This is a genomic window from Micromonospora sp. LOL_021, assembly GCF_048060215.1.
Classification (GTDB): Bacteria; Actinomycetota; Actinomycetes; order Mycobacteriales; family Micromonosporaceae; genus Micromonospora_E.
Genome location: NZ_JBHMIN010000016.1, coordinates 44,684 through 65,997 on the forward strand (window position 1 = coordinate 44,684; position 21,314 = coordinate 65,997).

Annotated in this window: 17 protein-coding genes; 9 read left to right on the forward strand and 8 right to left on the reverse strand. The window is 67.7% G+C overall.

All coding sequences use genetic code 11. The annotated features are described in order from the left end of the window. Positions 1 to 16: 16 nt before the first annotated feature. The 3 genes from ACFHWT_RS13240 to ACFHWT_RS13250 all read right to left on the reverse strand — a co-directional run bounded on the left by ACFHWT_RS13240 (position 17) and on the right by ACFHWT_RS13250 (position 3,611). On the reverse strand, positions 17 to 1,042 hold the full coding sequence (locus ACFHWT_RS13240; protein WP_416594900.1) for a Gfo/Idh/MocA family protein: 1,026 nt from the start codon (positions 1,040 to 1,042) through the stop codon (positions 17 to 19). Beyond that, positions 1,035 to 2,219 carry a 2-deoxy-scyllo-inosose synthase gene (locus ACFHWT_RS13245; protein WP_416594901.1) on the reverse strand — a complete coding sequence of 395 codons (1,185 nt, stop codon included), beginning with the start codon at positions 2,217 to 2,219 and terminating at the stop codon, positions 1,035 to 1,037. The genes ACFHWT_RS13240 and ACFHWT_RS13245 overlap by 8 nt, the downstream gene beginning before the upstream one ends. Positions 2,220 to 2,348: 129 nt before the next feature. After that, positions 2,349 to 3,611 carry a DegT/DnrJ/EryC1/StrS family aminotransferase gene (locus ACFHWT_RS13250; protein ID WP_416594902.1) on the reverse strand — a complete coding sequence of 421 codons (1,263 nt, stop codon included), beginning with the start codon at positions 3,609 to 3,611 and terminating at the stop codon, positions 2,349 to 2,351. A gap of 293 nt (positions 3,612 to 3,904) precedes the next feature. Here ACFHWT_RS13250 and ACFHWT_RS13255 point away from each other — a divergent pair, with 293 nt between their 5' ends. From ACFHWT_RS13255 to ACFHWT_RS13275, 5 genes are all read left to right on the forward strand, one after another. Further along, positions 3,905 to 4,729 carry an Rmt family 16S rRNA (guanine(1405)-N(7))-methyltransferase gene (locus ACFHWT_RS13255; RefSeq protein ID WP_416594903.1) on the forward strand — a complete coding sequence of 275 codons (825 nt, stop codon included), beginning with the start codon at positions 3,905 to 3,907 and terminating at the stop codon, positions 4,727 to 4,729. Between the two features lie 35 nt (positions 4,730 to 4,764). Continuing rightward, positions 4,765 to 6,012 carry a glycosyltransferase family 4 protein gene (locus ACFHWT_RS13260; protein WP_416594904.1) on the forward strand — a complete coding sequence of 416 codons (1,248 nt, stop codon included), beginning with the start codon at positions 4,765 to 4,767 and terminating at the stop codon, positions 6,010 to 6,012. Further along, positions 6,009 to 6,812: an SDR family NAD(P)-dependent oxidoreductase gene (locus ACFHWT_RS13265; protein WP_416594905.1), complete on the forward strand. Its 804-nt coding sequence runs from the start codon at positions 6,009 to 6,011 to the stop codon at positions 6,810 to 6,812. The genes ACFHWT_RS13260 and ACFHWT_RS13265 overlap by 4 nt, the downstream gene beginning before the upstream one ends. A gap of 95 nt (positions 6,813 to 6,907) precedes the next feature. Continuing rightward, positions 6,908 to 8,500, forward strand: coding sequence for an FAD-dependent oxidoreductase (locus ACFHWT_RS13270; protein WP_416594906.1), 1,593 nt, complete (start codon positions 6,908 to 6,910; stop codon positions 8,498 to 8,500). Further along, positions 8,497 to 9,750: an aminotransferase class III-fold pyridoxal phosphate-dependent enzyme gene (locus tag ACFHWT_RS13275; RefSeq protein WP_416594907.1), complete on the forward strand. Its 1,254-nt coding sequence runs from the start codon at positions 8,497 to 8,499 to the stop codon at positions 9,748 to 9,750. Before ACFHWT_RS13270 ends, ACFHWT_RS13275 begins: the two co-directional genes overlap by 4 nt. A gap of 11 nt (positions 9,751 to 9,761) precedes the next feature. Here the strand turns inward: ACFHWT_RS13275 and ACFHWT_RS13280 are convergent, their stop codons facing one another. Both ACFHWT_RS13280 and ACFHWT_RS13285 read right to left on the reverse strand, forming a co-directional pair. After that, positions 9,762 to 10,541, reverse strand: coding sequence for a hypothetical protein (locus ACFHWT_RS13280; protein WP_416594908.1), 780 nt, complete (start codon positions 10,539 to 10,541; stop codon positions 9,762 to 9,764). A 193-nt stretch (positions 10,542 to 10,734) separates the two neighbouring features. Then, on the reverse strand, positions 10,735 to 11,910 hold the full coding sequence (locus ACFHWT_RS13285; RefSeq protein ID WP_416594909.1) for a tRNA-ribosyltransferase family protein: 1,176 nt from the start codon (positions 11,908 to 11,910) through the stop codon (positions 10,735 to 10,737). A gap of 321 nt (positions 11,911 to 12,231) precedes the next feature. Here ACFHWT_RS13285 and ACFHWT_RS13290 point away from each other — a divergent pair, with 321 nt between their 5' ends. Further along, the gene (locus ACFHWT_RS13290; protein ID WP_416594910.1) at positions 12,232 to 12,945 is read left to right on the forward strand and encodes a class I SAM-dependent methyltransferase; all 714 of its coding nucleotides are present in this window, start codon (positions 12,232 to 12,234) and stop codon (positions 12,943 to 12,945) included. Here ACFHWT_RS13290 and ACFHWT_RS13295 read toward each other — a convergent pair. Continuing rightward, positions 12,927 to 13,652: an IPT/TIG domain-containing protein gene (locus tag ACFHWT_RS13295; protein WP_416594911.1), complete on the reverse strand. Its 726-nt coding sequence runs from the start codon at positions 13,650 to 13,652 to the stop codon at positions 12,927 to 12,929. The genes ACFHWT_RS13290 and ACFHWT_RS13295 overlap by 19 nt on opposite strands. Before the next feature lie 222 nt (positions 13,653 to 13,874). On the opposite strand from ACFHWT_RS13295, the gene purB reads away from it, so the two are divergent. Beyond that, positions 13,875 to 15,308 carry an adenylosuccinate lyase gene (purB, locus tag ACFHWT_RS13300; protein WP_416594912.1) on the forward strand — a complete coding sequence of 478 codons (1,434 nt, stop codon included), beginning with the start codon at positions 13,875 to 13,877 and terminating at the stop codon, positions 15,306 to 15,308. Between the two features lie 32 nt (positions 15,309 to 15,340). Here purB and ACFHWT_RS13305 read toward each other — a convergent pair whose 3' ends face one another. Next, positions 15,341 to 15,760 (reverse strand): YbjQ family protein, encoded by a 420-nt coding sequence (locus tag ACFHWT_RS13305; RefSeq protein ID WP_416594913.1) that lies wholly within the window; start codon positions 15,758 to 15,760, stop codon positions 15,341 to 15,343. Positions 15,761 to 16,042: 282 nt separating this feature from the next. Here ACFHWT_RS13305 and ACFHWT_RS13310 point away from each other — a divergent pair, with 282 nt between their 5' ends. Next, on the forward strand, positions 16,043 to 17,416 hold the full coding sequence (locus ACFHWT_RS13310; RefSeq protein ID WP_416594914.1) for an SWIM zinc finger family protein: 1,374 nt from the start codon (positions 16,043 to 16,045) through the stop codon (positions 17,414 to 17,416). Positions 17,417 to 17,432: 16 nt separating this feature from the next. After that, positions 17,433 to 20,156, forward strand: coding sequence for a hypothetical protein (locus tag ACFHWT_RS13315; RefSeq protein ID WP_416594915.1), 2,724 nt, complete (start codon positions 17,433 to 17,435; stop codon positions 20,154 to 20,156). A 113-nt stretch (positions 20,157 to 20,269) separates the two neighbouring features. Here ACFHWT_RS13315 and ACFHWT_RS13320 read toward each other — a convergent pair whose 3' ends face one another. Beyond that, positions 20,270 to 20,944 (reverse strand): S1 family peptidase, encoded by a 675-nt coding sequence (locus ACFHWT_RS13320; protein WP_416594916.1) that lies wholly within the window; start codon positions 20,942 to 20,944, stop codon positions 20,270 to 20,272. Between the last annotated feature and the right edge of the window lie 370 nt (positions 20,945 to 21,314).

Genomic DNA, 21,314 nt, shown 5'->3' on the forward strand with positions numbered 1-21,314 from the left:
TCGTGGGGCGCTGTCTTCAGTCATTCAACTCCACTTTCCGTCCGTCCTCCGCGCTGCGGTATGCGGCATCGAGCGCTTCGACGACTGCGATCGCGTCGTCAGGGGTGTGTGTCATCGGCCGGCCGGCGAGAATCGCGTCCAGCACCTGACGGTCCTGGTGTACGTATCCGCTGTTGCGGATCCACTCCCACTCCGGCCGCAACCACCCCTGGTTGGGCTCCCACACCGCGCCGAACTTGGTGTTGGTGTAGGCCTCGACGCCCATGCCCTGCCAGAAATCGGCACGGACCAGACCTTCGGTGCCGATCACCTCGACCGTGAGTTGCTCCCCGCCGGGGCAGGCCCATGAGACGTCGCACTGTCCGATCGCGCCGTCGGCGAACTCGATCAGAACGACGCCCTGGTCCTCGACGTCACCGATGGCGCTGAGCTGCCGGGTGCAGGCGGTGATCGATCGGATGGCCGGTTTGCCGAGCATCCAGCGGCACAACTCCACCGCATGCCACCCGAGGTCGGTGAGGGCACCGCCGCCGGCGGTCGCCTTCGACCGGAACCAGTCGGCGTCCGGACCGGAGGTGCGGAAGACGACCCGGACCGAGTGGACGGTGCCCAACGCATCCCGGTCGGCAGCAAGTTCATGTGCCCGGACGAACTTCGGGGCGTAACCGAAGTTGCCGCCATGGGCGAGCGTCACCCGGTGTCTGAGGGCTTCGGCGGCCAGCTCCCGTGCGTGCCCGGCGGAGAGTACGAGCGGCTTCTCCACCAGGACGTGCCGACCTGTGGAGATCGCCTGCGCCGCGATCGGCTGGTGGGTTGCCGCCGGGGTGGCCACCACCACCAGCCGGACCGCGTCGTCGAGTAGCGCGTCGTCGAAGCTCGTGCTGACGCGCGCGCTGGTCCGCGCGGCCAGGTTCGTCGCGACGCGTTCGTCCCGGTCCACCACCCACCGCAGCTCGGCCCGGGGGTCGGCGGTCAGCACGTCGGCGTGCACACCGCCCATGAAACCGCCGCCGACGATGGCGACGCCCACCCGGTCAACCATCGGTAGCCCCCACCGCGTCCGGTACCTTTTCCGCGCCGGTCGACACGCTCAGGCCGAAGCCCGGCAGCTCAGGGCGGGCGAGCTCGCCGACCACCTCGCCGATCAGTTTCATCGGGACCGGGACCAGCGGACGCCCGTCGTGCCACAGCGGCTCGCCGAGACCACGCAGCAGGACCATGGCACTGCTCTCGGCCAGATCACTGAGGTAACCGCGCTTGTTGTCGAAGCGGAGCCGGTGCATCACCTCGTCGAGATCGACGTGCGCAGGAATGGTGACTGCCGCCCCGGCTCTGGCCAGCAGTTCCCGGTGCAGCGCGACCGTTTCGTCGTCGAGGTGGCCCAGCCGCCGGGACACCTCGGCGGCGACCAGCATGCCGAGCCCGATTGCCTGTCCATGGGAAATCTCTCCGGCTGCGGTGTACTCGATGGCATGGCCGACCGTATGACCGTACTCGAGTACCAGCCCGGCCCGGCACTCGTGCATGTCGTCAATGGTCACCGAGGCCTTCGCCAGAATGCTCTCGGAGATGATTCGGTACATCGTCTCGTTGTCGTAGTTGCCGTCCCGACGCAGCGAGGTACGTAGCATTTCAACCATGCTGGGTCGGATGGCCAGCGAATTCTTGACGACCTCGCAGAGGCCGGAGACCGTCTCCCGGAGCGGCAGACTCCGCAGCATCGCGGTGTCGGCGAGAACACACTCCGGCGGGTAGAAGGTGCCGATGAGGTTTTTCCCCGCACTCGCGTTGACGGCCTGCTTCAGCGAGAGGACCGAGTCGGACATCGCAATCAGCGACGTCGGAATGTGGACGAGGCGGATTCCCCGGAAGAGGAGAGCAGCCATTAGCCCTGCGATGTTGCCGATCACGCCGCCACCTACGGCGACCACCACGCAGGCGCGATCCGCGCCGAGCCGCAGTGCCGATTCGGCGAGCGTGCCGACGGCCTGGAGGTCCTTGTACGGTTCTCCGGCGCGGTGAACGAGCAGGTTGGCCGGGACTCGGGGGGAGAGCCGTTCGACCAGCTCCGCACCGAAGAGCGGGCCGGTGTTGCTGTCGCAGACGATCAGTAGTCGACTGGCCGACATGTCGACCAGGTCTTCGACGATGGCGCCGAGACAATCGGTGCCGAGCCGGAACGGATATCGAACCGAACCCAAGCGTATCTCGACCTTCATACGCAAACCCTTCGTCACGGGTCCTTGCAACCCTTGGATGGGGCCCTTACCAGGCGGAGGCCGAAGTCGGTACCTCCTCGTCACGACGGAACGGCGGGTGGGCGGGCTGACCCGTCCCACTCCGCCGGGTCAGCCGCATAGTTCCCGATGATGCGTGAACACCTTCTCGAACGCCCGAATGATGTCTTTCACGTCCGACTCGTCGCCGAGTAGTGCCGAGTGATGAACAGTGACAACCCGCCGGCCGGCGTCCTCGGCGACAGGAAGTGAATAGCCGGTCAGGTCGAGACCAGGGATGGCCTTGAACCGGTTCCGGGTGGCGGGACGGTAGAGCCGGTTGTGGTTCATGGGCGGGTAGCTGGTGTAGATGCCGGCACCAGAGAGCTCGGCCGCGACCGCCGAGGCGATCGGTCCGACGCCGAGCTGCCCGATCTCGTCGTCCTCGATCCGCCCTGCCCACTCGTAGTAGGTCCGCTCGGTCGTGCCGGGTGAAGAGACCTGAGGCCGGATGCCGAGCGCCCCGAGGCCGTCGTCGAGGAGCGCGGCGTTGGCCCGTCGCCTCTGGTTCTGTTCGTCGAGCAGCTCGAGTTGGCCGAGCAGGACTGCCGCCTGGAACTCGGACAGGCAGCGATTGCTGCCCATCAGCTCGGCGGTCTGGTCCAGCTCCATCCCGCCCACGGCGGGCTCGTGCGCCGTGTACGTACGACCGTCGGCCCGTAGATGCTCGGCACGTCGGGAGAGCGCGCCGTCGTCGGTGATGACGGCGCCGCCTTCACCGCTGGTGAGTACCTTGCTGTGTTGCATGCTGAAGGTGCCGAAGGCGCCGAACGTGCCGACCCGACGGCCGCGGAAGCGGGCGCCGTGGGCTTGCGCACAATCCTCGATCAGTGCGACGTCGTGCCGTTTCGCGATGGCGGTCAGCGCGTCCAGGTCCGCCACGGCCGAGTAGAGATGCACCACGACGATGGCTGCGGTTCGCGGGGTGATCGCCCGTTCAACGGCCGCCGGATCGAGGCAGAGCGTCAAGGGATCGACGTCGACCGGTACGGGAACCGCGTTGACCCCCGCCACAGTGGAGGCGTTGGCGACCCAGGTGAGCCCAGGGATGATAACCTCGTCGCCAGCACCGACCCCGCATGCCTCGAGCGCGACCATGAGACTGGCCGTTCCGCTGGCTGTCGGCACGCAGTGTGCGATCTCATGGTACGCGGCGAATGCCTCCGCGAAGCGCCGTTCGAAGCTCCGCTTCCCCTGATATGGTCCGCTGATTGCCCAGCGACCGGAATGGAGAACCTCATTGAGTGCATTGAGGGCACTGGGTGCGGGAGCGGGCCACGTCGGCCACTGCTGCAAACGTATAGGGGGGCCGCCATTGGCGGCAAGATGGGTCACGTCACGTCCTCCCCGAGCCGGGACTGCGGCAACCAATGGATCATCGGCTGGGCCTAGTGTGCCAGACGCAATTACCAGTGTCGACTTGAAGAAAATTCCCAAGACGGGCTTGTTGGACAGTCTGATCATTACGGGCGTGATGCTGCGGTTCTGATGTGGGCGCTCCGGAATATTGCGCAATGTCCGCCTTATAGGTTTATAGTATACAGTCAATGGCTAGCGGGGCGATGCGGTGATCAGTCGGGGAATATCTCTGATTTGTGCCGGGCCAGCGGTTCGAAAGGGATCGATTAATGACACAATCTGCGGCCGACGACCGAGTCGACGAGATCGAGCAGGCCATCGTGAAGAGTCGGCGGTACCAGACGGTGGCTCCAGCCACCGTGCGACGCCTGGCCAGAGCTGCGCTCGTCGCGGCCCGGGGCGATGTTCCCGATGCGGTGAAACGCACCAAGCGCGGGTTACATGAGATCTACGGCGCGTTTCTGCCGCCCAAGCCACCTAACTACGCAGCGTTGCTGAAGCAGATTGACTCTGCTGTTGACGCGGGAGACGACGAAGCGGTCCAGGAGGCCCTACGACGTGCGATGTCGGTGCACCTATCCACCCGGGAGCGACTGCCACATTTGGCGGAGTTCTACCAAGAAGTCTTCCGTGATCTGCCCGAGCCGAACACGGTGCGTGACTTGGCTTGCGGCCTCAACCCACTGGCCGCGCCGTGGATGGGGCTACCCGAGCGGGCCGTGTACGTCGCATCCGACATCGACGCCCGCCTGATCGGCTTTGTGGGTTCGGTGCTGACGAGATTGGGTGTAGAGCACCGGGTGGGGGTGGCTGACATCCTTGAGGATCGGGTTGACGAGCCGACCGATGTCACGCTACTGCTGAAGACGTTGCCCTGCCTGGAAACTCAGCGCCGAGGATCCGGTTGGGAAGCTATCGACCTTGTCAACTCGCCGATTATCGTGGTAACCTTCCCGACCAGATCTCTCGGCCAGCGATCGAAAGGGATGTTCCAGAACTATTCGCAGGGCTTTGAGTCGCAGGCCCGGGAGCGGTCATACGGCTTTCGGCAACTGGAGATTGGCAACGAGCTGGTCTACGTCATTCAAAAGTAGCTTTCGCCGCTCTTTCAGGAGAACTGGATGGCGTCGTGCGTGTGCTTCGGCTGACCCCCTTTTTTCATCACGACTATGTCGACCACTGGCCGGCGGAGTTCGATCCGGTAGGCGGTATGCAGGTCCAGATCCTGGCGCTGTCCCGCAGTCTGGCCAGGGCGGGAGTCGATCAGCTTGTGCTGACCCTGGGTTTCCCCGGGTTGCCGCCGACGAAGCAGATCGAGCCGGGGCTGACCGTCCGGATAGCCCGAGTCTCGCTGCCGCAGGTCCGCTCCGAGATCACCGGCCTGGTGGGTCTCGGACAGGCCTGGCTAATCGCCACCATCCGTGAGTGTCTGCGGCTGCGTCGCGGAACCTGGCGTCCTGACCTGGTCCATGTTCACGCGGACGGTCAGATCTGGCCGTTGATCGCAGGCCGGGTCGCGGCCCGGATTCTGGGCGTGCCGTACGTACTCACGCTGCACTGCTCCCGACTCTCGGTCTATCAGCCGATGTCGGCGGTCGACGCCATGGCGCACCGCATGGTCACCAGAGCCGAACGGCAAGCCCTGCGCTCCGCAGCGCGGGTCAGCACGCTGACCGCCCGGACCGCCGACGTGGTGAGCGCCGCGACCGGCCTGGACCGGTCCAGCATCGTGGTCAACCCGGACGCAGTCGACATCACCCCGGCAACGGCCACCGAGGCGGCGTTGTTCGCTCAGCGGCACGGGCTGACCGGGCGGCGGCCGCTCATCGGTTACATCGGCCGGGTTGCTCATGAGAAGGGTTGGCCCGATCTGCTCCGGCTGGCCGAGCTTCTCGATGATCTCGCTCCGACCTTCCTCGTAGTCGGCGACGGCCCGCAACGGGAACGCATGCAACGGGAGATCGCCGAGGCCGGCCGTACGGATCAGTTCGTGGTCACCGGCTTCCTTCCGCACGACCAGGTGCCGGCCGCGCTCGCCCTGGTGGACACCCTGGTCATGCCCTCAATCCACGAGGAACTCGGCGGCAGCGCGATCGAAGCGATCATGACGGGTACCCCGGTGGCGGCGTACGCTGTCGGCGGTCTGCGCAGCACCATCGGTTCGGCCTGCCCCGACCTGCTCAGCGATCCCGGTGACGTGCACGGGCTCGCCGAAGTCGTTCGGCGGGTACTCACCCACCGCGACTCGGTGGTCGCCCAGCTCCGCGCAGCCCAGCCCGATACGGCGAGTACGTTCGATCTCGCAGCCACCCGGGACCGGATTCTGGACTGCTACCGCGCCACCCTCGTCGGAGCCGGGGCGGCGAGCGGAACGTGACCGGGCGACGGGGACCGAGTGCCGCTCCGGCGAGTGCAGACGGCGACCTTGGCCGGAGTCATATCCTGATCACCGGTGGTAACCGTGGCCTCGGGTTTGCCGCTGCCGCCCTGTTGGCCGACGCCGGCTGGTCGGTCCTGCTCGGTTGCCGCGACGATCAGCGCGGAGCAGCTGCGGCCAAGGCACTACGCCGTGGCGGTGGCCGGGCCACCCACGTACCGCTGGACGTCACCTCCCCGGCGAGTATCGCGGCCGCCGCTGAACTGGTCGCCGCCTATACCGGCGGATGCCTCGCCGGCCTGGTCAACAACGCGGGGATCTTCCTCGACGGACGCGACGCCGGGCCGGAGAGCATCACCGCCGAGGCGGTCCACGAACTGCTCGCCGTCAACGCGGTCGGTCCGCTGCTGGTGACCTGCGGGCTGCTGCCGTTGCTTCGGGCAGCAGGCGGGGCCGCCGTGGTCAACGTGACCGCCGACGACGCCGACCCGAGCACCGCCGACGGCGAGGCCACCGGCTACCGGATGTCCAAAGCCGCGTTGAACGTCATGACCGTCAACCTGGCAGTCGCCCTGCGCGGCCAGGACGTCGTCGTCAACGCGGTCGACCCGGGCTGGATCCCTACCGACATGGGTGGCCCGGACGCACCCGACGACACGCTGGCCGCCGCCGGGCTGGTGGCCTGGGCCGCCACTGTTGCCCGCCAGCGCGGGAACACCGGGCAGGTGTTCACCGTCCGGCAGACGCTCGAAGAGTTGGCAGCCGGTGCGGCGGACATGACCACAGCAGGCAGCACCTAGATCAAACCCGGGAGGTTCTCATCAGCGTTTCAGCCGACCTCGGTACCGGTCACGATGATGCCACGAGCCGGCTGCGGTACGGCCCCGAGCCGACCGTGGACGACGTCACTCGGGTTGCCGACGTCTGTGTGATCGGCAGTGGCGCCTCCGGAGCGATCACCGCGTGGGCCCTGCAGCGTGCCGGTCTGGACGTCGTAGTCGTCGAACAGGGCCCCTTCGTCGATCCCTGGGTGAGCTACGACGACATCGAGACGAATGCCGAGACCGCCTGGATCCGTCAGGACAGCGGCCTGTGGGAGAAGACCGGCAATCCCTGGTCCACCTGTAACGTCGGCGGTGGAACCGTCTTCTTCGGTGGCGCGGCGTTTCGTCATCGTCCGGTGGACTTCGACTCGGAGACCCGGTTGGGTCGCGGAGACCTGCCGTTGCGCTGGCCGTGGACTGTGGCGGAAATCGAGCCATACTACGCGTTGGTGGAGTCGGCGCTCGGTATCGCTGGCGGCGGGCACGACCCGAGCCTGCCGAGCGACCCTGCCTACCCGATGCCGCCGGTCGAGACCACGGCGGAGGGCGCGGTGATCAACGCTGCGGCCCGCTCTCTCGGCCTGCACCCCTTCCCGACCCCGCTGGCCATCACCACCACGCCCTATCAGGGTCGGCCGCCATGCGGTGGGGAACGTCCGTGTATCTCGAACCAGTGCGACCGGGGTGCCAAGGGCGACGCGGTCACGGTGTTCCTGGACCCGGCCCGCAAAGCCGGTCTGCGTCTCTTCGCCGGGCTGAAGGCCGTGCGGATCCGGCGCCGGGACGCCACCACCGTGGACGGTGTCGAATGCATCCGGATGGACAGTGGCAACCGGCATGTCCTACGTGCCCGCCACGTGGTCGTCGCCGGAAACGCCGTCCAGAGCGCAGCCCTGCTGCTGCGCTCCACCGACAAGCAGAGCCCGCATGGTCTCGGCAACGATCACGACATGGTCGGTCGTGGCCTGTGCTTCAAGATGAGTGGGTACGTGCTCGGGTATCGGCGGGCCGACCCGCCGGCGACTCCACCTGACAACCGCCCCGCCGGCCCGGGCCCCTTCTCCTCCGCTGCGATCACCGATTACTACACCGCCGATGACGCACCTGGTGGATTCGGCGGTCTGATCATCGAGTCCGGTCCGGAGCAGGCTGTTCGAATGCGTCCCGACGAGCAGATTCTGCGACTCGAGTGCCTTGTACCCGACCAGCCCAGTCTTGACAACCGGGTGTCCCTCGGCCGAGGGGTCGACCGGTTCGGCCTACCAGACGTGGTGATGGACTACTCGCCCCACCCTCGCGACCGTGCCCGTCTGGAGTACCTCCAACAGCGGGCCGAGAGGATCCTGCGAGCCGCCGGCTGCGAGCTGACCTGGCGCGAATCATCGTACTTCTGGATGGGTAGCACCCATCTGCACGGTACCTGTCGCGCGGGCACCGACCCGCGTACGTCGGTCACCGACCCGGACGGGCGGGTGCACGGACTGACCAATCTGATGGTGGTCGACGGCGGCGTGATGCCCTACCCAGGCGGTGTCAATCCGACGCTCACCATCCAGGCCCTCGCCCTGCGGATGGCCCACCGGCTGCTGCGCCGGGAGTTTGGCATCGAACTCGACCTGTCCTACTCACCTGTCGGCACGGAGCGAAACGAGCGGAGTCAATGACCATCGACATCGGTGCGCGTAACCTACTGGCGCAGGAGCCCACCTGCCCCCGGGACGCCGACGGACGCCCCCGGGTCTTCGTCGAAGGGTCAGGGGCGTACCTGACGGACCCGGACGGTCGGCAGTGGATCGATTTCGACAACGCCCGAGGCTCAGTCGTCCTCGGCCACGGTGACGAGGAGATCGCCGAGGCGATCGCCCAGGCGGCCCGGGGCCGCAGCGGAGTGGGCACTTCCTGGAGCCCGATGCTGGACGAGCTGACCGGCCAGTTGCGGCAGGTGTGCGGCGGCGACGTCGTCGGACTCTACCGGACCGGCACCGCCGCGCTCCGCTCGGTGACCTGCGCTGTTCGGGAGATCCGGGACCGGCCGATCGTCCTCAGCTCCGGATACCACGGGTACGACCCGATGTGGCACTGCGATGAGCCGTTCACTCCCAACCGGCACGGAATCGTCGAGTTCCTCTTTGATCTCGACGTGCTCGCTGAATGGCTCAGCCGCCCAGCTCAGGTGGCCGCAGTGGTCATCTCTCCCGACCACATGCACCTGGGTGAGCGTTGGTATGCCGAGTTCAGCCGGCTGACCAGGGCAGCGGAGGTCCCGGTTGTCGCTGATGAGGTCAAGGTCGGCCTGCGTTACCAGGCCGGTCTGTCCACCCAGCTGATCGACCCAGCGGTCTGGATCGTGGCGAAGTGCCTGGCCAACGGCTCACCGGTTGCGGCGGTCGGCGGCGCCGCACAGTTGCTCACTCCGCTGCAGGAGGTCTCGTTCACCTCGTACTTCGAACCGACCACGTTGGCAGCCGCGACCACTACGTTGCGCCGGATGGCGACCGGTGTACCGCAGCGGTCCATCCGCGCCGCCGGCGAGTCGTTCATCGCCCACACGCGGTCGGCATTCGCCACCACCGGCGTGCCGATCGACATCGCGGGCAACGGCAACCTCTTCCAGTTCGTCTGTGCTGACGGCGAGGTGCAGGACGCCTTCCACGCTGCGGCGGCAGCCGAAGGGCTGCTCTTCTTCGAGGGCGACAATCAGACCCCGTCGGCGGCGTTCGCCGGCGCGGTCGTCGAAGACGCGTGTGGGCGGATCGACCGGGTGTGCCGTGTGCTAGCCGGCCGCTTCGCCGACCGCGAAATCACCGAACATTCCTGGTACGCGAGCGCATGGGGTGCCATGGACGGTCTGGCGGACCGGCCTCGTACCCGGCAGCAGACCGTCGCGATCGTCGAGCGGCTCTGGGCGGACTGAGACCACCTGTCTCACCCCTTGTGGATCGCTACCAGCTCCTCCGACGCCAGGCTGGCTCGTGAAAAGCGCCAACCCCGATCGCGGGCCAGCTCGGAGAGTTCCTCGACATGTCGAGACACGAAGACTGCGGCTCGACCGTTCATGGCCCGGGTGGGGAACGAAACCACCACGTCGCGGCAGTCCAGTCGGTCGACCAGCGACTGCCCGGCACCCGTACGGCGTCCCTCCATGCAGTGGTACGTCTTGAGTAGTAGCGCCAAGTCGGCGCTCACCGGCCGGCCGTCGGCGAGCACATCCTCGTGCCGGATCTCGCATTCAGGGTATGCCCGGCCAAGAAACGCGTTACCCAACGCAACGAACAACGCGTTGAAGTCGTAGCCGACGTACCGGGCATCGCTGACCTGCCTCAGCCAGGGCAGCGTGAACGGGTTCAGCGCGCACGCGATGTCCGCTACCGTCCGTGGTGGCGGTACCAGTCCGAACAGGACGGAATAAAAGTCGTCGAGGTCGGGCAGACGCTCAGCGGTGGAGAAGTGGCCGCCCAGCACTTGCCGGCACCAGTCCCGCCGGACCTGCGGATCGTCGAGATCGGCGCGGTCGATCGCCCGTCGTAGCGCCGGTGGCCGAGCGGTGAGCAGATGCAACGCGGCCACCTTGTGCAGCCGGGCCCGTACCCGTCGTTCCAGCTCGGCCGCGTCGCCGGTGCCCCGCCCCTCCCGCCGTACCAGGTCGACAATGGTCTCCGGGTGGATGTCGCGGTACTTGGCGGCCGAGGTGAGCCGGGCGATCACCTTGCCAACGGCGGGAGGTTCGGGCGTTCGTGCTGATGGCGTGGCGATGTCCGGAGGGTGGGCGCCGCCTGCTGGGCCCGGCGGGTGGGCGCCTGCTGGTCGCAGGCCGCGACGTGAGGTACCGCCACCTCGACTGACCAGTGGCTGATCGTCGTCCGGCGCTTGGCCCGGTGGTGGTGTGGTCACCGGTCGGTCATCCCCGCCCGCCCGGCTCGCATCCGGCGGGACCGACCGGTTGGCCGGACCGGATCATCTCCAGCAGGCGGGTGTAGAAGCGAAGATTGTGCAGGGTGGCGAGCCGCTCCGCCAGTCCGTCCTTCACCCGGAACAGGTGGTGCAGGTAGCTGCGGCTGTACCTCTGGCAGGTCGGACAGTCGCAGGTCGGGCAGATTGGCTGGTCCTTGCGGGAATTCTCCTCGTCGAGGATGTAGATGTTCTGGTAGAAGCTTCGATCCGGAGTGAGTTGCCGGCTGGCGATATCAGGTTTGAACGCGTAAAGGCGGCCGTGTCGGGCGTCGCGCGTCGGGAGCGTGCAGTCGAAGATCCATCGAGTGTCGAGCTCGCAGAGGGCGACCAGATGCTCGGGCCGGCCGACTCCGAGGGCGAACAGCGGCGCGTCGGGCGGAGTGATCTGGGCGAGCAGGGCGAACATGTCACGCTCCAACTCGCCAGCGGAGTTCAGCGGCCAGCCGCCGAATCCGAACCCCTGCGCCCCGGACTCGACGAGGGCGTCGACGCAGCGTTGGCGCAGCGTCGGATCGGTACCGCCTTGGACCACCCCGACCAACAGGGGCGGCTCCGATGCCCGGCGCTGCCGACACTGGAGGTCGTAGGCCTGTCGGGCCTGCCGGAACCAGCGGATCGTGCGCTCGGTGGAGGCGAGTTGCTGAGCCGGGGAGTCCTCCGGGCCGGTGCAGTCATCGAGGGCGATCACCACGTCGGATCTGAGGCCGAACTGCCATTCGATGACCTTCTCGGGGGTGAGCACGATCTTTTTCGTGTCGGGCGATTCCTGAAAAGTCACCCCGTTCGATCGGATTGACCCGGTCTGACCCCGTTTGCGGATCAGGGAGAGTATCTGGAACCCACCGGAATCAGAGACGATCACCCCGTCCCAGGCCATGAAGTGGTGTAGCCCGCCGGCCCGTCGGACGGCCTGGAGCCCGGGGCGCTGGGCCAGGTGCATGGCGTTCACCATCACCGCCTGGATCCCCACTGTTGCAAGGTCACGGCTGTCGACCGCGCGGACCGAGGCCCGCGTGCCGTCGGGCAGGAAGGTCGGCAGAGCGATCGAACCGTGAACGGTCTCCAGTCGGTGCCCGGCCTGCAATCGGTGTCCAGCGGGAGCGGCAGGGTCTGCGGAGATCATCAGGTCGCAGCTCCTCGATGGCGGCAGACGGCCTCCCCACGATACGCGATCCGCCGGACGCCACCTCAGCCGCCGTCTGGACTGGCGGCTGACTGGTAGGTCTTGACCGGGCCGCTTCTTGTCGGACATGGACCTGTCCTTGTCGGACATGCATGTGCGAGGGCTCGTACGCTACCACTGTCCGGTGGCTTTTTCCTGGCCGGCCGTACGGTGAATCCCGCTGGACAGCGTTTCCTTCTGGTCCGATCATGGACTAGCGCTCCGGCTGTCAGATGCCAGCTGGGCTCAACCGACTCCATCACCCTGATTTGCAGGTGAGACGTGCCGATCTTCGCCGATCTGCGTACCGACTGGAAGATTTTTCGACAAACGCTGCGTACCTCGACGTTTCGAGAGTCTGTCGTCGACAGTATTGAATACATCCGGATCCGATCCCACGAAAGGCGGGAGCGCTTCGACGAGACGTTCGGCACCGAGACCAACGGGATCGTCGGTCTCGCTGATATCGACGGTGTCGGGCCGCACATGGAAGAGGCGTCCCACTACCTGCCGACCCGCAGACATGAATTCGAGCGTATGATGGCGAGCGTCGAAGACATCGATTATCGGGATCACGTGTTCATCGATTTTGGCTGTGGTAAGGGTCGAATCGTGCTGCTGGCGGCCGGTGCGCCGTACAAGAAGGTCATCGGTGTCGACTTCTCTCCCACCTTCGTCCGGCAGGCCGAGGATAACCTGCGCCGCTATACCGGGCCGCTGAAGGCCGCCGAGATCGAGTTACTTGCAATCGATGCTGCTGACTTCATTGCGCCTGCCGAGAATCTGGTCGTGTACATGTTCTCGCCATTCGGGCCGCCGGTCTTCACGGCAGTGATGAACAACCTGGTTTCGGCGGCACGCCGAAACCGGAAAAAGATTACGGTCATCTACTACTCGCCGGACTACGACGATCTTGTCAAGAAAGCCGGATTTACTCTCGTTGGCCATGGCAAGGGCGACCATTGGCCGTGGAGCATCTACTCGGTCGGCGGCTGATACGAAAGTGCCTGCGGCGGATGGACGTCGCCAATCCGTCTCGTCTCTGGGTCGAGTTGTCCGCCGGCGGCGAACCGCAGGGCGGCACCAACCAGGATCGCCAGAAGGCCGCTGACAACGAGCGGGCCCAGCGTGCGCCCAGTGACCGGAAGACCGTGATCCGATGCCCCGTAGCCTGGTCCGCCGGTTACCAGTGGCCCTTCCCCGAGGTACCGGAAAGCCATCTCGTTGGAGGTACCGGCCGGGGTGCTGACGGAAATCGTCGTCGCGCCGCCCTCGCAGAAGGGAACTGGGAAGGTCAACACGTTTAACGCGCCACCGACCGTGACGACCGCCGGCCCGAGCGTCCGGCCGCAGACTGTCACCCGGGTCTGCCCGGGGACGAAGCTGGTACCGCTGACCGTCGCCGTTGTGCCGCCGGCGGCGGTTCCCTCACCGGGGTTCACCGAGTCGATCCAGGGCATGGCATCGCTGCGATACCTGGAGTCAGTGAGCGCTTTGATGTCTGCAGGTCTCGGTGGTGTCGGGTCGGACGGCTGTGCTCGCCGCGCATTCGCCGCCTCGGCAACGGTCGCCGTGGCGGCGGTGACGACATGCCCGTCACCTTCCGCCGCCGTGACCGGCCCGGACGCAGACAGGCCGGCCAGTGCTCCGGCCAGGGCTGCGACGGCGAGCATGGATGTATAGCGGCGTGTGGTGGTACGCACAGTTCCTCGTCTCGGACTTCGGCCTCACACCGACCCAGGTGGGGATGCGACTCGCACCGTCGGGCAGGAGCAGGAGCGGCGTGGCCGGAAGAATCCGGCAACGACAGGCTGAACGACGGAAAATGCGATCAGTTACGCAATTGTCCCTAGATCCGCCAGATCGGTCAGATTGCGACCGGCTGCCCGGCGGTGCCGGCAGGTCGGCGTGTCAGACTGCCGTACGTGACATCGCGTCCGCAGCTTCCCAACGTGCTCGCCGCCCGGTACGCCTCCGTCGAGCTTGCCGCTCTCTGGTCCCCGCAGGAGAAGACCCGGCTGGAACGGAGACTCTGGATCGCCGTCCTGCGCGCCCAGCGCGACCTCGGCATCGCGGTGCCGGACGGGGTGATCGACGCGTACGAGCGGGTCGTCGACCGGGTCGACCTGGCCGCTATCGCCGAGCGCGAACGGGTCACCCGGCACGACGTCAAGGCCCGGATCGAGGAGTTCAGCGCGCTCGCCGGTCACGAACACATCCACAAGGGGATGACCTCCCGGGACCTGACCGAGAACGTCGAGCAGCTGCAGATCCGGGCCTCACTGGAGCTCATCCGCGACCGGGTCGTCAGCACCCTGGCCCGGCTGGCCCGGCTCGCCGTCGAGCACACCGAGCTGGTCCTCGCCGGCCGCTCGCACAACGTCGCCGCCCAGGCCACCACGCTGGGCAAGCGGTTCGCGTCGGCGGCCGAGGAGCTGCTCATCGCGTACGAACGGTTGACCGACCTGATCGACCGTTACCCGCTGCGCGGCGTCAAGGGCCCGGTCGGCACCGCCGCCGACCAGCTGGACCTCTTCGACGGTGACGCCGCCAAGGTCGCTGAGCTGGAGCGCCGGGTCGCCGGTCACCTAGGCTTCCGGCGGGTGCTGGACAGCGTCGGCCAGGTCTATCCGCGCTCCCTCGACCTGGACGTGCTCTCCGCCCTGGCCCAGGTCGCCGCCGCCCCGTCCTCGCTGGCCACCACCATTCGGCTGATGGTCGGCCATGAGCTGGTCACCGAGGGCTTTCGTCCCGGGCAGGTCGGCTCCAGCGCCATGCCGCACAAGATGAACACCCGCTCCAGCGAGCGGGTGAACGGGCTGGCCGTGGTGATCCGTGGCTACCTGTCGATGGTCGGCGAGCTCGCCGGCGACCAGTGGAACGAGGGCGACGTCTCCTGCTCCGTCGTGCGCCGGGTGGCGCTGCCGGACGCGTTCTTCGCCGCGGACGGGCTGTTCCAGACCTTCCTCACCGTGCTCGACGAGTTTGGCGCGTACCCGGCGGTGGTCGCCCGGGAACTCGACCGTTACCTGCCGTTCCTGGCCACCACCCGGATTCTCGTCGCGGCGGTGCGCGGCGGCGTCGGCCGGGAGGTAGCGCACGAGGTGATCAAGGAGCACGCGGTCGCGGTGGCGCTGGCCATGCGGGAGCAGGGTGCCGCCGACAACGACCTGTTCGACCGGCTCGCCGCCGACGGGCGGCTCGGGTTGAGCCGGGACGAGATTGCCATGGTGGTCGCCGACCGGGCTGGCTTCGTCGGCGCCGCGCCGTCGCAGGTGCGGGCGGTGGCGGACCGGGTGGCCGCGGTGGTCGCCGACCACCCGGTGGCCGCCGCCTACCAGCCGGCCCCGATCCTGTAGAGCTAGCTGCTGCCGGCCCCGATTCGGTGGACCTATCTGCCGCCGGAGCCGGCCGAGCCGCCGGTCTCGTTGCCGGCGCTGGCGTCGGCGTGACTCGCGTCGACCTTCGACTGCTTCGAGTCGTCGCCGGCGTCCGGCCGGATCTGCAGCACCACGGCGGCCGTCCCGTACGCACAGAGCTCCATGTGGGTGCTGCCCACCTGCCGGGTGTCGAACCGCATCCCGATGACGGCGTTCGCGCCCTTCTTCTTGGCGGCCTCGCCCAGCTTGCCGATGATCTCGGTCCGGTACTTGGTGAGGCTGGCCGGTCCGCCCGGGTCGGACTTGCCGCCCCGCAGCGCCTTGACGCCTTCCTTGAAGGGGTTGATCGAACGGACCACCGAGGTGACCACCTCACCCAGCACGATCCGGATTTCGTATCCCGGTAGATCGTTCGTCGTCACGATCAGCACGGAACCGATGCTATGAGTGATGGTGTGCCCTGCTCGCGGGCATTGGTGGGGCCTGCGCCATCCGTCAAACGGCACAGCGCGGCCACTTGGTACCTCAGCGGAGCCCGCGCCCGCTAACGGTCAGCGGACACCCGCTGGGCAGGCACTAGGCAACTGCCGGGAATAGAGGATCCACGGCCGCGGAGGGACGGCCCTCCTCGCCAACGAAACGGCAGTTCATCCGTTTCTTAGCTGGTTGGGGCTACTGGGCGGTTCTTGGGCACTCCTGCCAGGATTGCCGCCGTGTCCGACTACGACTACGCGTACCGCGGGCTCTCCCGCCTCCAGGCAGATGCAGGCAGGCTGACCATGCTGCTGGAGACATCCGGCGGGGTGACCCCCGAGGGCCCGGTGACGCATCCGCAGCTGTTCACCGGTTTCCTTACCGCCCCCGTCGCTGCCGCGACCGCGTTCCTCGTCGTCGCCGACGTGGCGGCGACGCGTTACTACCGGCCACAGCTCGCCGCCTCGCTGGACCCGGTGGTCACGGCCAACGGCGACCGGCTGCGAATCGAGTCCTTCTCCGGATGCTGTGGGGTCTACGCCCGCCTCGACATCCTCGACGACGGCCTAGACGGCGAGGTGATCCGGCACGGCACCACCAACGTCGACGTCAACTCGGATTTCCGCCGAGCGCTCAACCGGGTCGGTGCTGCCACGCCGCTGCACCTGCTCGTCGGGGCGGACGAGGTTGCCGTCACGACGCTCGACGGGCGGTACGTGGAAAAGCAGGTACCCCTGCCGTCGCGGTGGGTGCGCGGCTTCGCCGAGGCGCAGGTGCTGGCCACCGGGCTGAGCCTGCGGGCGGAGGTGACGCCGGCGGACGCGGAGGCGGTCCTGCGGGCAGCGCCACGCCCTACCACCCGGTCAGTCATCGGCACCACGCACTGGGTGAGCGCGACCGGCCGCGGCCTGCGCCCGGCCACCCGCACCGGACCGGGCACGATCGGCCTACCCGGCGTCGAGCGGCTTACCACGCTGTGGCCGGTCCTGCCGTACGCGGACGCCGTCCGGATCTACGCCCCAGCCGACGGAACCCTCGGGCCCGTCGCGTGGGAGGCACGGCTGCCGGGGATGCGGCTGACCTTGATGCTCTCGCCGGCGGCGGCACGGGGCTTCTCCGGCGAGGGCGGGGTGCTCGACGATCTGGCCACTTCGACGGCGACCGAGGACGCCGCCCTGGTGTCCGCACTGCTGGCCTGGGACCCGACGATCGATGTCGACCAGCTGGCCCGGATGGCGGACCTGCCGTCACACCGGGTCCGGGCAGCCCTGACCACCCTGGGCACGGCAGGTCAGGTCGGCTATGACCTCGCCGAGCAGTCGCACTTCCACCGCGACCTGCCGTACCGACCGCAGCAGGTCGAAAGGCTCAATCCGCGGCTGCGGGCAGCGCGCAAGCTGGTCGCCGCCGGTGCCGTCACGATCGCCGACGGGTTGGCGACCGTCGGTACGGGCAAGGAGATCCACACCGTACGGTTCGGTGCCGGTGCCGGTGCCGGTGCCGGTGCCAGTGGCGGGGCGAGCTGCACCTGCCTCTGGTGGGCGAAGTACCAGGGCGGACGGGGGCCGTGCAAGCACGTGCTCGCCGCCCGTATCACCACGAACTCGATGTGAGGCTACAGTGGACATAGTGGACCGGATCGTCGCTGGTGACGTGGCCGGGGTGGGCCGGGCGATGATAAAGCTCACCCCGGCGCAGCGCGCCGGACATGCCGAGACGCTCGCCGAGTTCCGGACGGCACTGCTGTGTCACAAGTGGGAGAAACTGCCTCAGCCGGAGCGGTTCGCGCGCCTCGCCGCCGAATTCGCCGCGCAACCCGACCCCAGCAGAGCCGGAAAATGGCTCACCCGGATGGAGAACCACTACTGCCAGAAGGCTGACATCAGTTGGGAGGACGACAAGAACAAGACCGCTGGGCCGCACAGGTGGGTGGTCGAGGTGGTCGACCACTGGACGGCCGAGCAGCAGACCGAGCTGGTCGCCGCGATCGACAGCGCAAGGAAACTCTTCCCGCTTGCCGACTACCTGATCCGGCGCACCGGCTGCCCCCCGCCGACATCCCACCCGTTCCTGCTCAACTGGCTCTCAGCCCGGTGGTACGGCGGGGACCCGGATCTGGTCCCCAACCCGCCCGGCGCGACGTTCGGTGAGCGGATGCGAAACGACCCACTCACTCCGGTCCTGCTGCCCATCGTCGAGACAAAACCATATTACTTTATGTCGGACTCGGCACAGGCCGAACTCATCGAAGCTGGCCTCATCAGCGGGGACTACGTCGTCGACCTCATCTTCCGCCGAGTCGACAACGGCGATCTCTGCTCGCCGCAGGGGGACAAGGCGCTGGTGCGGTTGATCGCTGATGATCCGCGGTGGCGTGCGCTGGCGGCGGCGTACTGGTCCGAAAGGCTGCAAGAGTGGCTGGAGCAGGTCCGGCAGACGAGCGAACGCAGCGTACTGCGCCGTCGTTTGGAGATGGTCGACGATATGCCACCCACCTTGGCGCAACATGCCGCAGTGGGCCGCGACTATCTCACCTTTCTGGACCTGTGGGTTCCGGTGGCCGAGTACGCCCGGGTCCGCCTCGCCGAGCTTGACGAGGCCGGCCTGATCGAGCCGGAGCTGGTCACCGAAACGACCCGACGACTCCTTCGCCGAGCGGACAAGAAGCTCATCCGGGCGCACCTGACGTGGCTCGACCGGACAGCGCGACGAGACCCGGCACGAGCCGGCCAGCTGGTGCGATCGGCAGCTCTGGCGTTCGGACATCCGGACATCGCTGTGCAGGAGCAGGCGCTCAAGATGGTCGCCCGGCATTTGGATGCTGCCTCGGCGGCGAAGCAGGTTGGTGCCGACGAACCCATCAGGGCTGTCCTGCAGGCGGCGGCGGACCGGCTGACACCCGCACTGTCGGCGCAGGCCGCTGACCTGTTCGGATCAGTGGTGCGGCGCGACGAGCCGTACGTCGAGACGCTGCCGCTGGTCCGCGCACCCGCCGCAGTGCCCGAACCGCTCGGCACGCCCGCCGAGGTCGCCGAACAGGTGGCGGCCGTGCTGGCCGGCAGTCAGGACATCGTGGTGTTCGAGCAGGCGCTCGACGGACTCGTCCGCCACTCGGCCCGTAACCGGGCCGGGCTCGCCGCGGCGCTGGTCCCCGTCGTGCGGCGGGTACCGGGACGGCCGAGTGACTGCACACCCGTACACCTGTGGGTCGTCGTCCAGACGGTGACCGGAGAGGTGCCAGACGACGACTGGCTCGTTGCGCGCTGCTGCTGTTGCCGCGGCGAGTTCTCGCCTCCAGGTCAGCTGCTCGCCGCACGTATTCGGGAGGCCGCCGGGGCGGTACGTGCCGGTGACCTTCCGTACCTGCTGGCGGTCCCGACCGATGCCACCGGAGCCCTCGACGCGGCGGTACTCGTGGAGCGCCTGACGGGGTATGCCGAGCGTGGCATCGCCGCGCGATCGGCCGATCTTGGTCAGGCCCTGCTGCGGGTCATTCCTACCACCGACGCCCGGGTGCTTGGTGCGGCCGACAGGCTGCCGGGCGACGCCGGTCGCCAGCTGTCCAGCTGGCTACGGGCCGGCGGCTACCCGCATCAGCCGTCGACACCGGACGACTGGGAGAAAATCAGTGCCTTCAACATCGTGCACAACTTGATCGACCTGCCCGGGGCCGTGACCGATCTACAACTACCGGCCGACGCCGAGCGGCTCTTCCGTACCGGCACGAGGTGGGATCGGCAGTGCCGCAACCAGTTGGCGGCCTGGGTGGCCACGTTACCGCACCACCGGGACAGGGTGGCGAACTGCTACTACGACTACAGCGCTCGTGAGCCCTACACGGAGCGGGACAGGCGAGCCTGGATGCGTCTGCTTCCGCAACTGGCCGAGTCGGGCGGCCCGGCCGATTTCGCCCTGCATCTCAGGCTTGCGCTGGCCATGGACGCCGACCGTCCTCGGGAACGCGCGGCGGCGATTGACGCGATCCTGGTCCTGGCTGCCCGCGGTGATCTCAACGGCGAACTGCTCGGCCGGCAGATCGTGAAGCTTGGTCCCGAGGGGTATTCGTTTGTGACTCTCAGCCGGGCAATCGAGACTCTGAGGGAGATGGCCGCTACCGGTGCGTACGCCACGGTGTGGTCGGTGTGTCGAGGCGCGCTCCCCGGCCTGCTCGAAGGCGAACCGGTGGCGCGGGGGGTAGGGAGGTTGCTGACCCTTGCGGTGGAGTGCGTGCTGCGGTGCGGGGCGAGCGGCGAGATTCCGCAGGTGACCACCGTGGCGGCGCGTCGTGGGTCGAGCGAGCTGGTCAAGAGCGCCCGAGCGCTGGTGGCGGCGCTTGCCGGCACCCGCCGGTAGCGATCGGATGCCGCACAGCCGGTAGGAGCAGGGCGGCGCGGACTCCGTGATCAGTCCACGGGGTCCGCGCCGCGCGCCAGAACCAGTCGGTCCCAGACCAGGTTCAGCTCGGGTCAGACGCCGGTCACCGACCGGATCCAGGACCGGTTGTACGCGACACTGCCGTAGTTCTGGATGTTGACGCCGTTGGCGGTCGACGCCACCCCGACCTGCTGGCCGTTGTAGAACTGCGGGCCGCCGGAGTCGCCGCGCCACGCGTTGCCGTTGATCCGGGTGCTGCGGATCGCCCGGCCGCCGTACGCGTCGGTGACGCTGGTGCTGGTCACCCGGACCGAGGCGGCCTTCAGCTGGGGCGACGCGCCGCAGCCGCTGTAGCAGGTCATGCCCCAGCCGTAGATGCTGTTGGTCGAGCCGACCGGCGGGTAGCTGCTGGACAGCGTCACGTAGCTGGTGCTGACCGGGCTGGAGAAGTAGAGCAGCGCCAGGTCGTAGCGGCCGTACGCGGAGCTGACCGTACGGGTGACGCCGCCGGAGGAGCGGTAGACGCTGCCGATCCGGACCGACATCGAGCCGCTGACACAGTGCCGCGCGGTGAGCACCCAGTTGGCGGCGATGATGGTGCCGGAACAGGTGAACGAGCCGTTGCTGAAGACCGCGGCGGCCCACGGGGCGGACGACACCGTCCCACCGCCGATGATCTCCTCCGGCGCGGCCGTCGCCGCGGTTGGCGTGGCCAGCAGGCCGATCAGGGTGGTGGCTACTGCTGCCGCAGCCAGGCGAACGCGCATGGGTGGGGCTCCTTCCGAGGGGGACAACCCGGGGTACGGGTCGGTGAGCCATGCCGCCGGACGGGTATCCGGCAGCGGAGGTTGTTACAGCGCCCGTCCGACGGTCGTCACCGGGCGTTTGACGAAAGACGTTAAGCGCTTCGACGGTCATCTACAAGAATCAAATCGAAGTCATACGATGCATTGATGTCCCGCAGTGGCGTCCCGCGCCCCTCGAGGTCCCTCGCTGCGTCCGGTGGCGGTCGCCAACGGGGTGCGGCAGGCCGTCCGTGGCTGCCCGGTCCGCCCGGTGACCCGGTCCGTCGGCGGTGGCGAATGTCGTCGTTATCGGTTCGTGGCTGATTTGTGGCCCGATCACCGATTCGGCTCT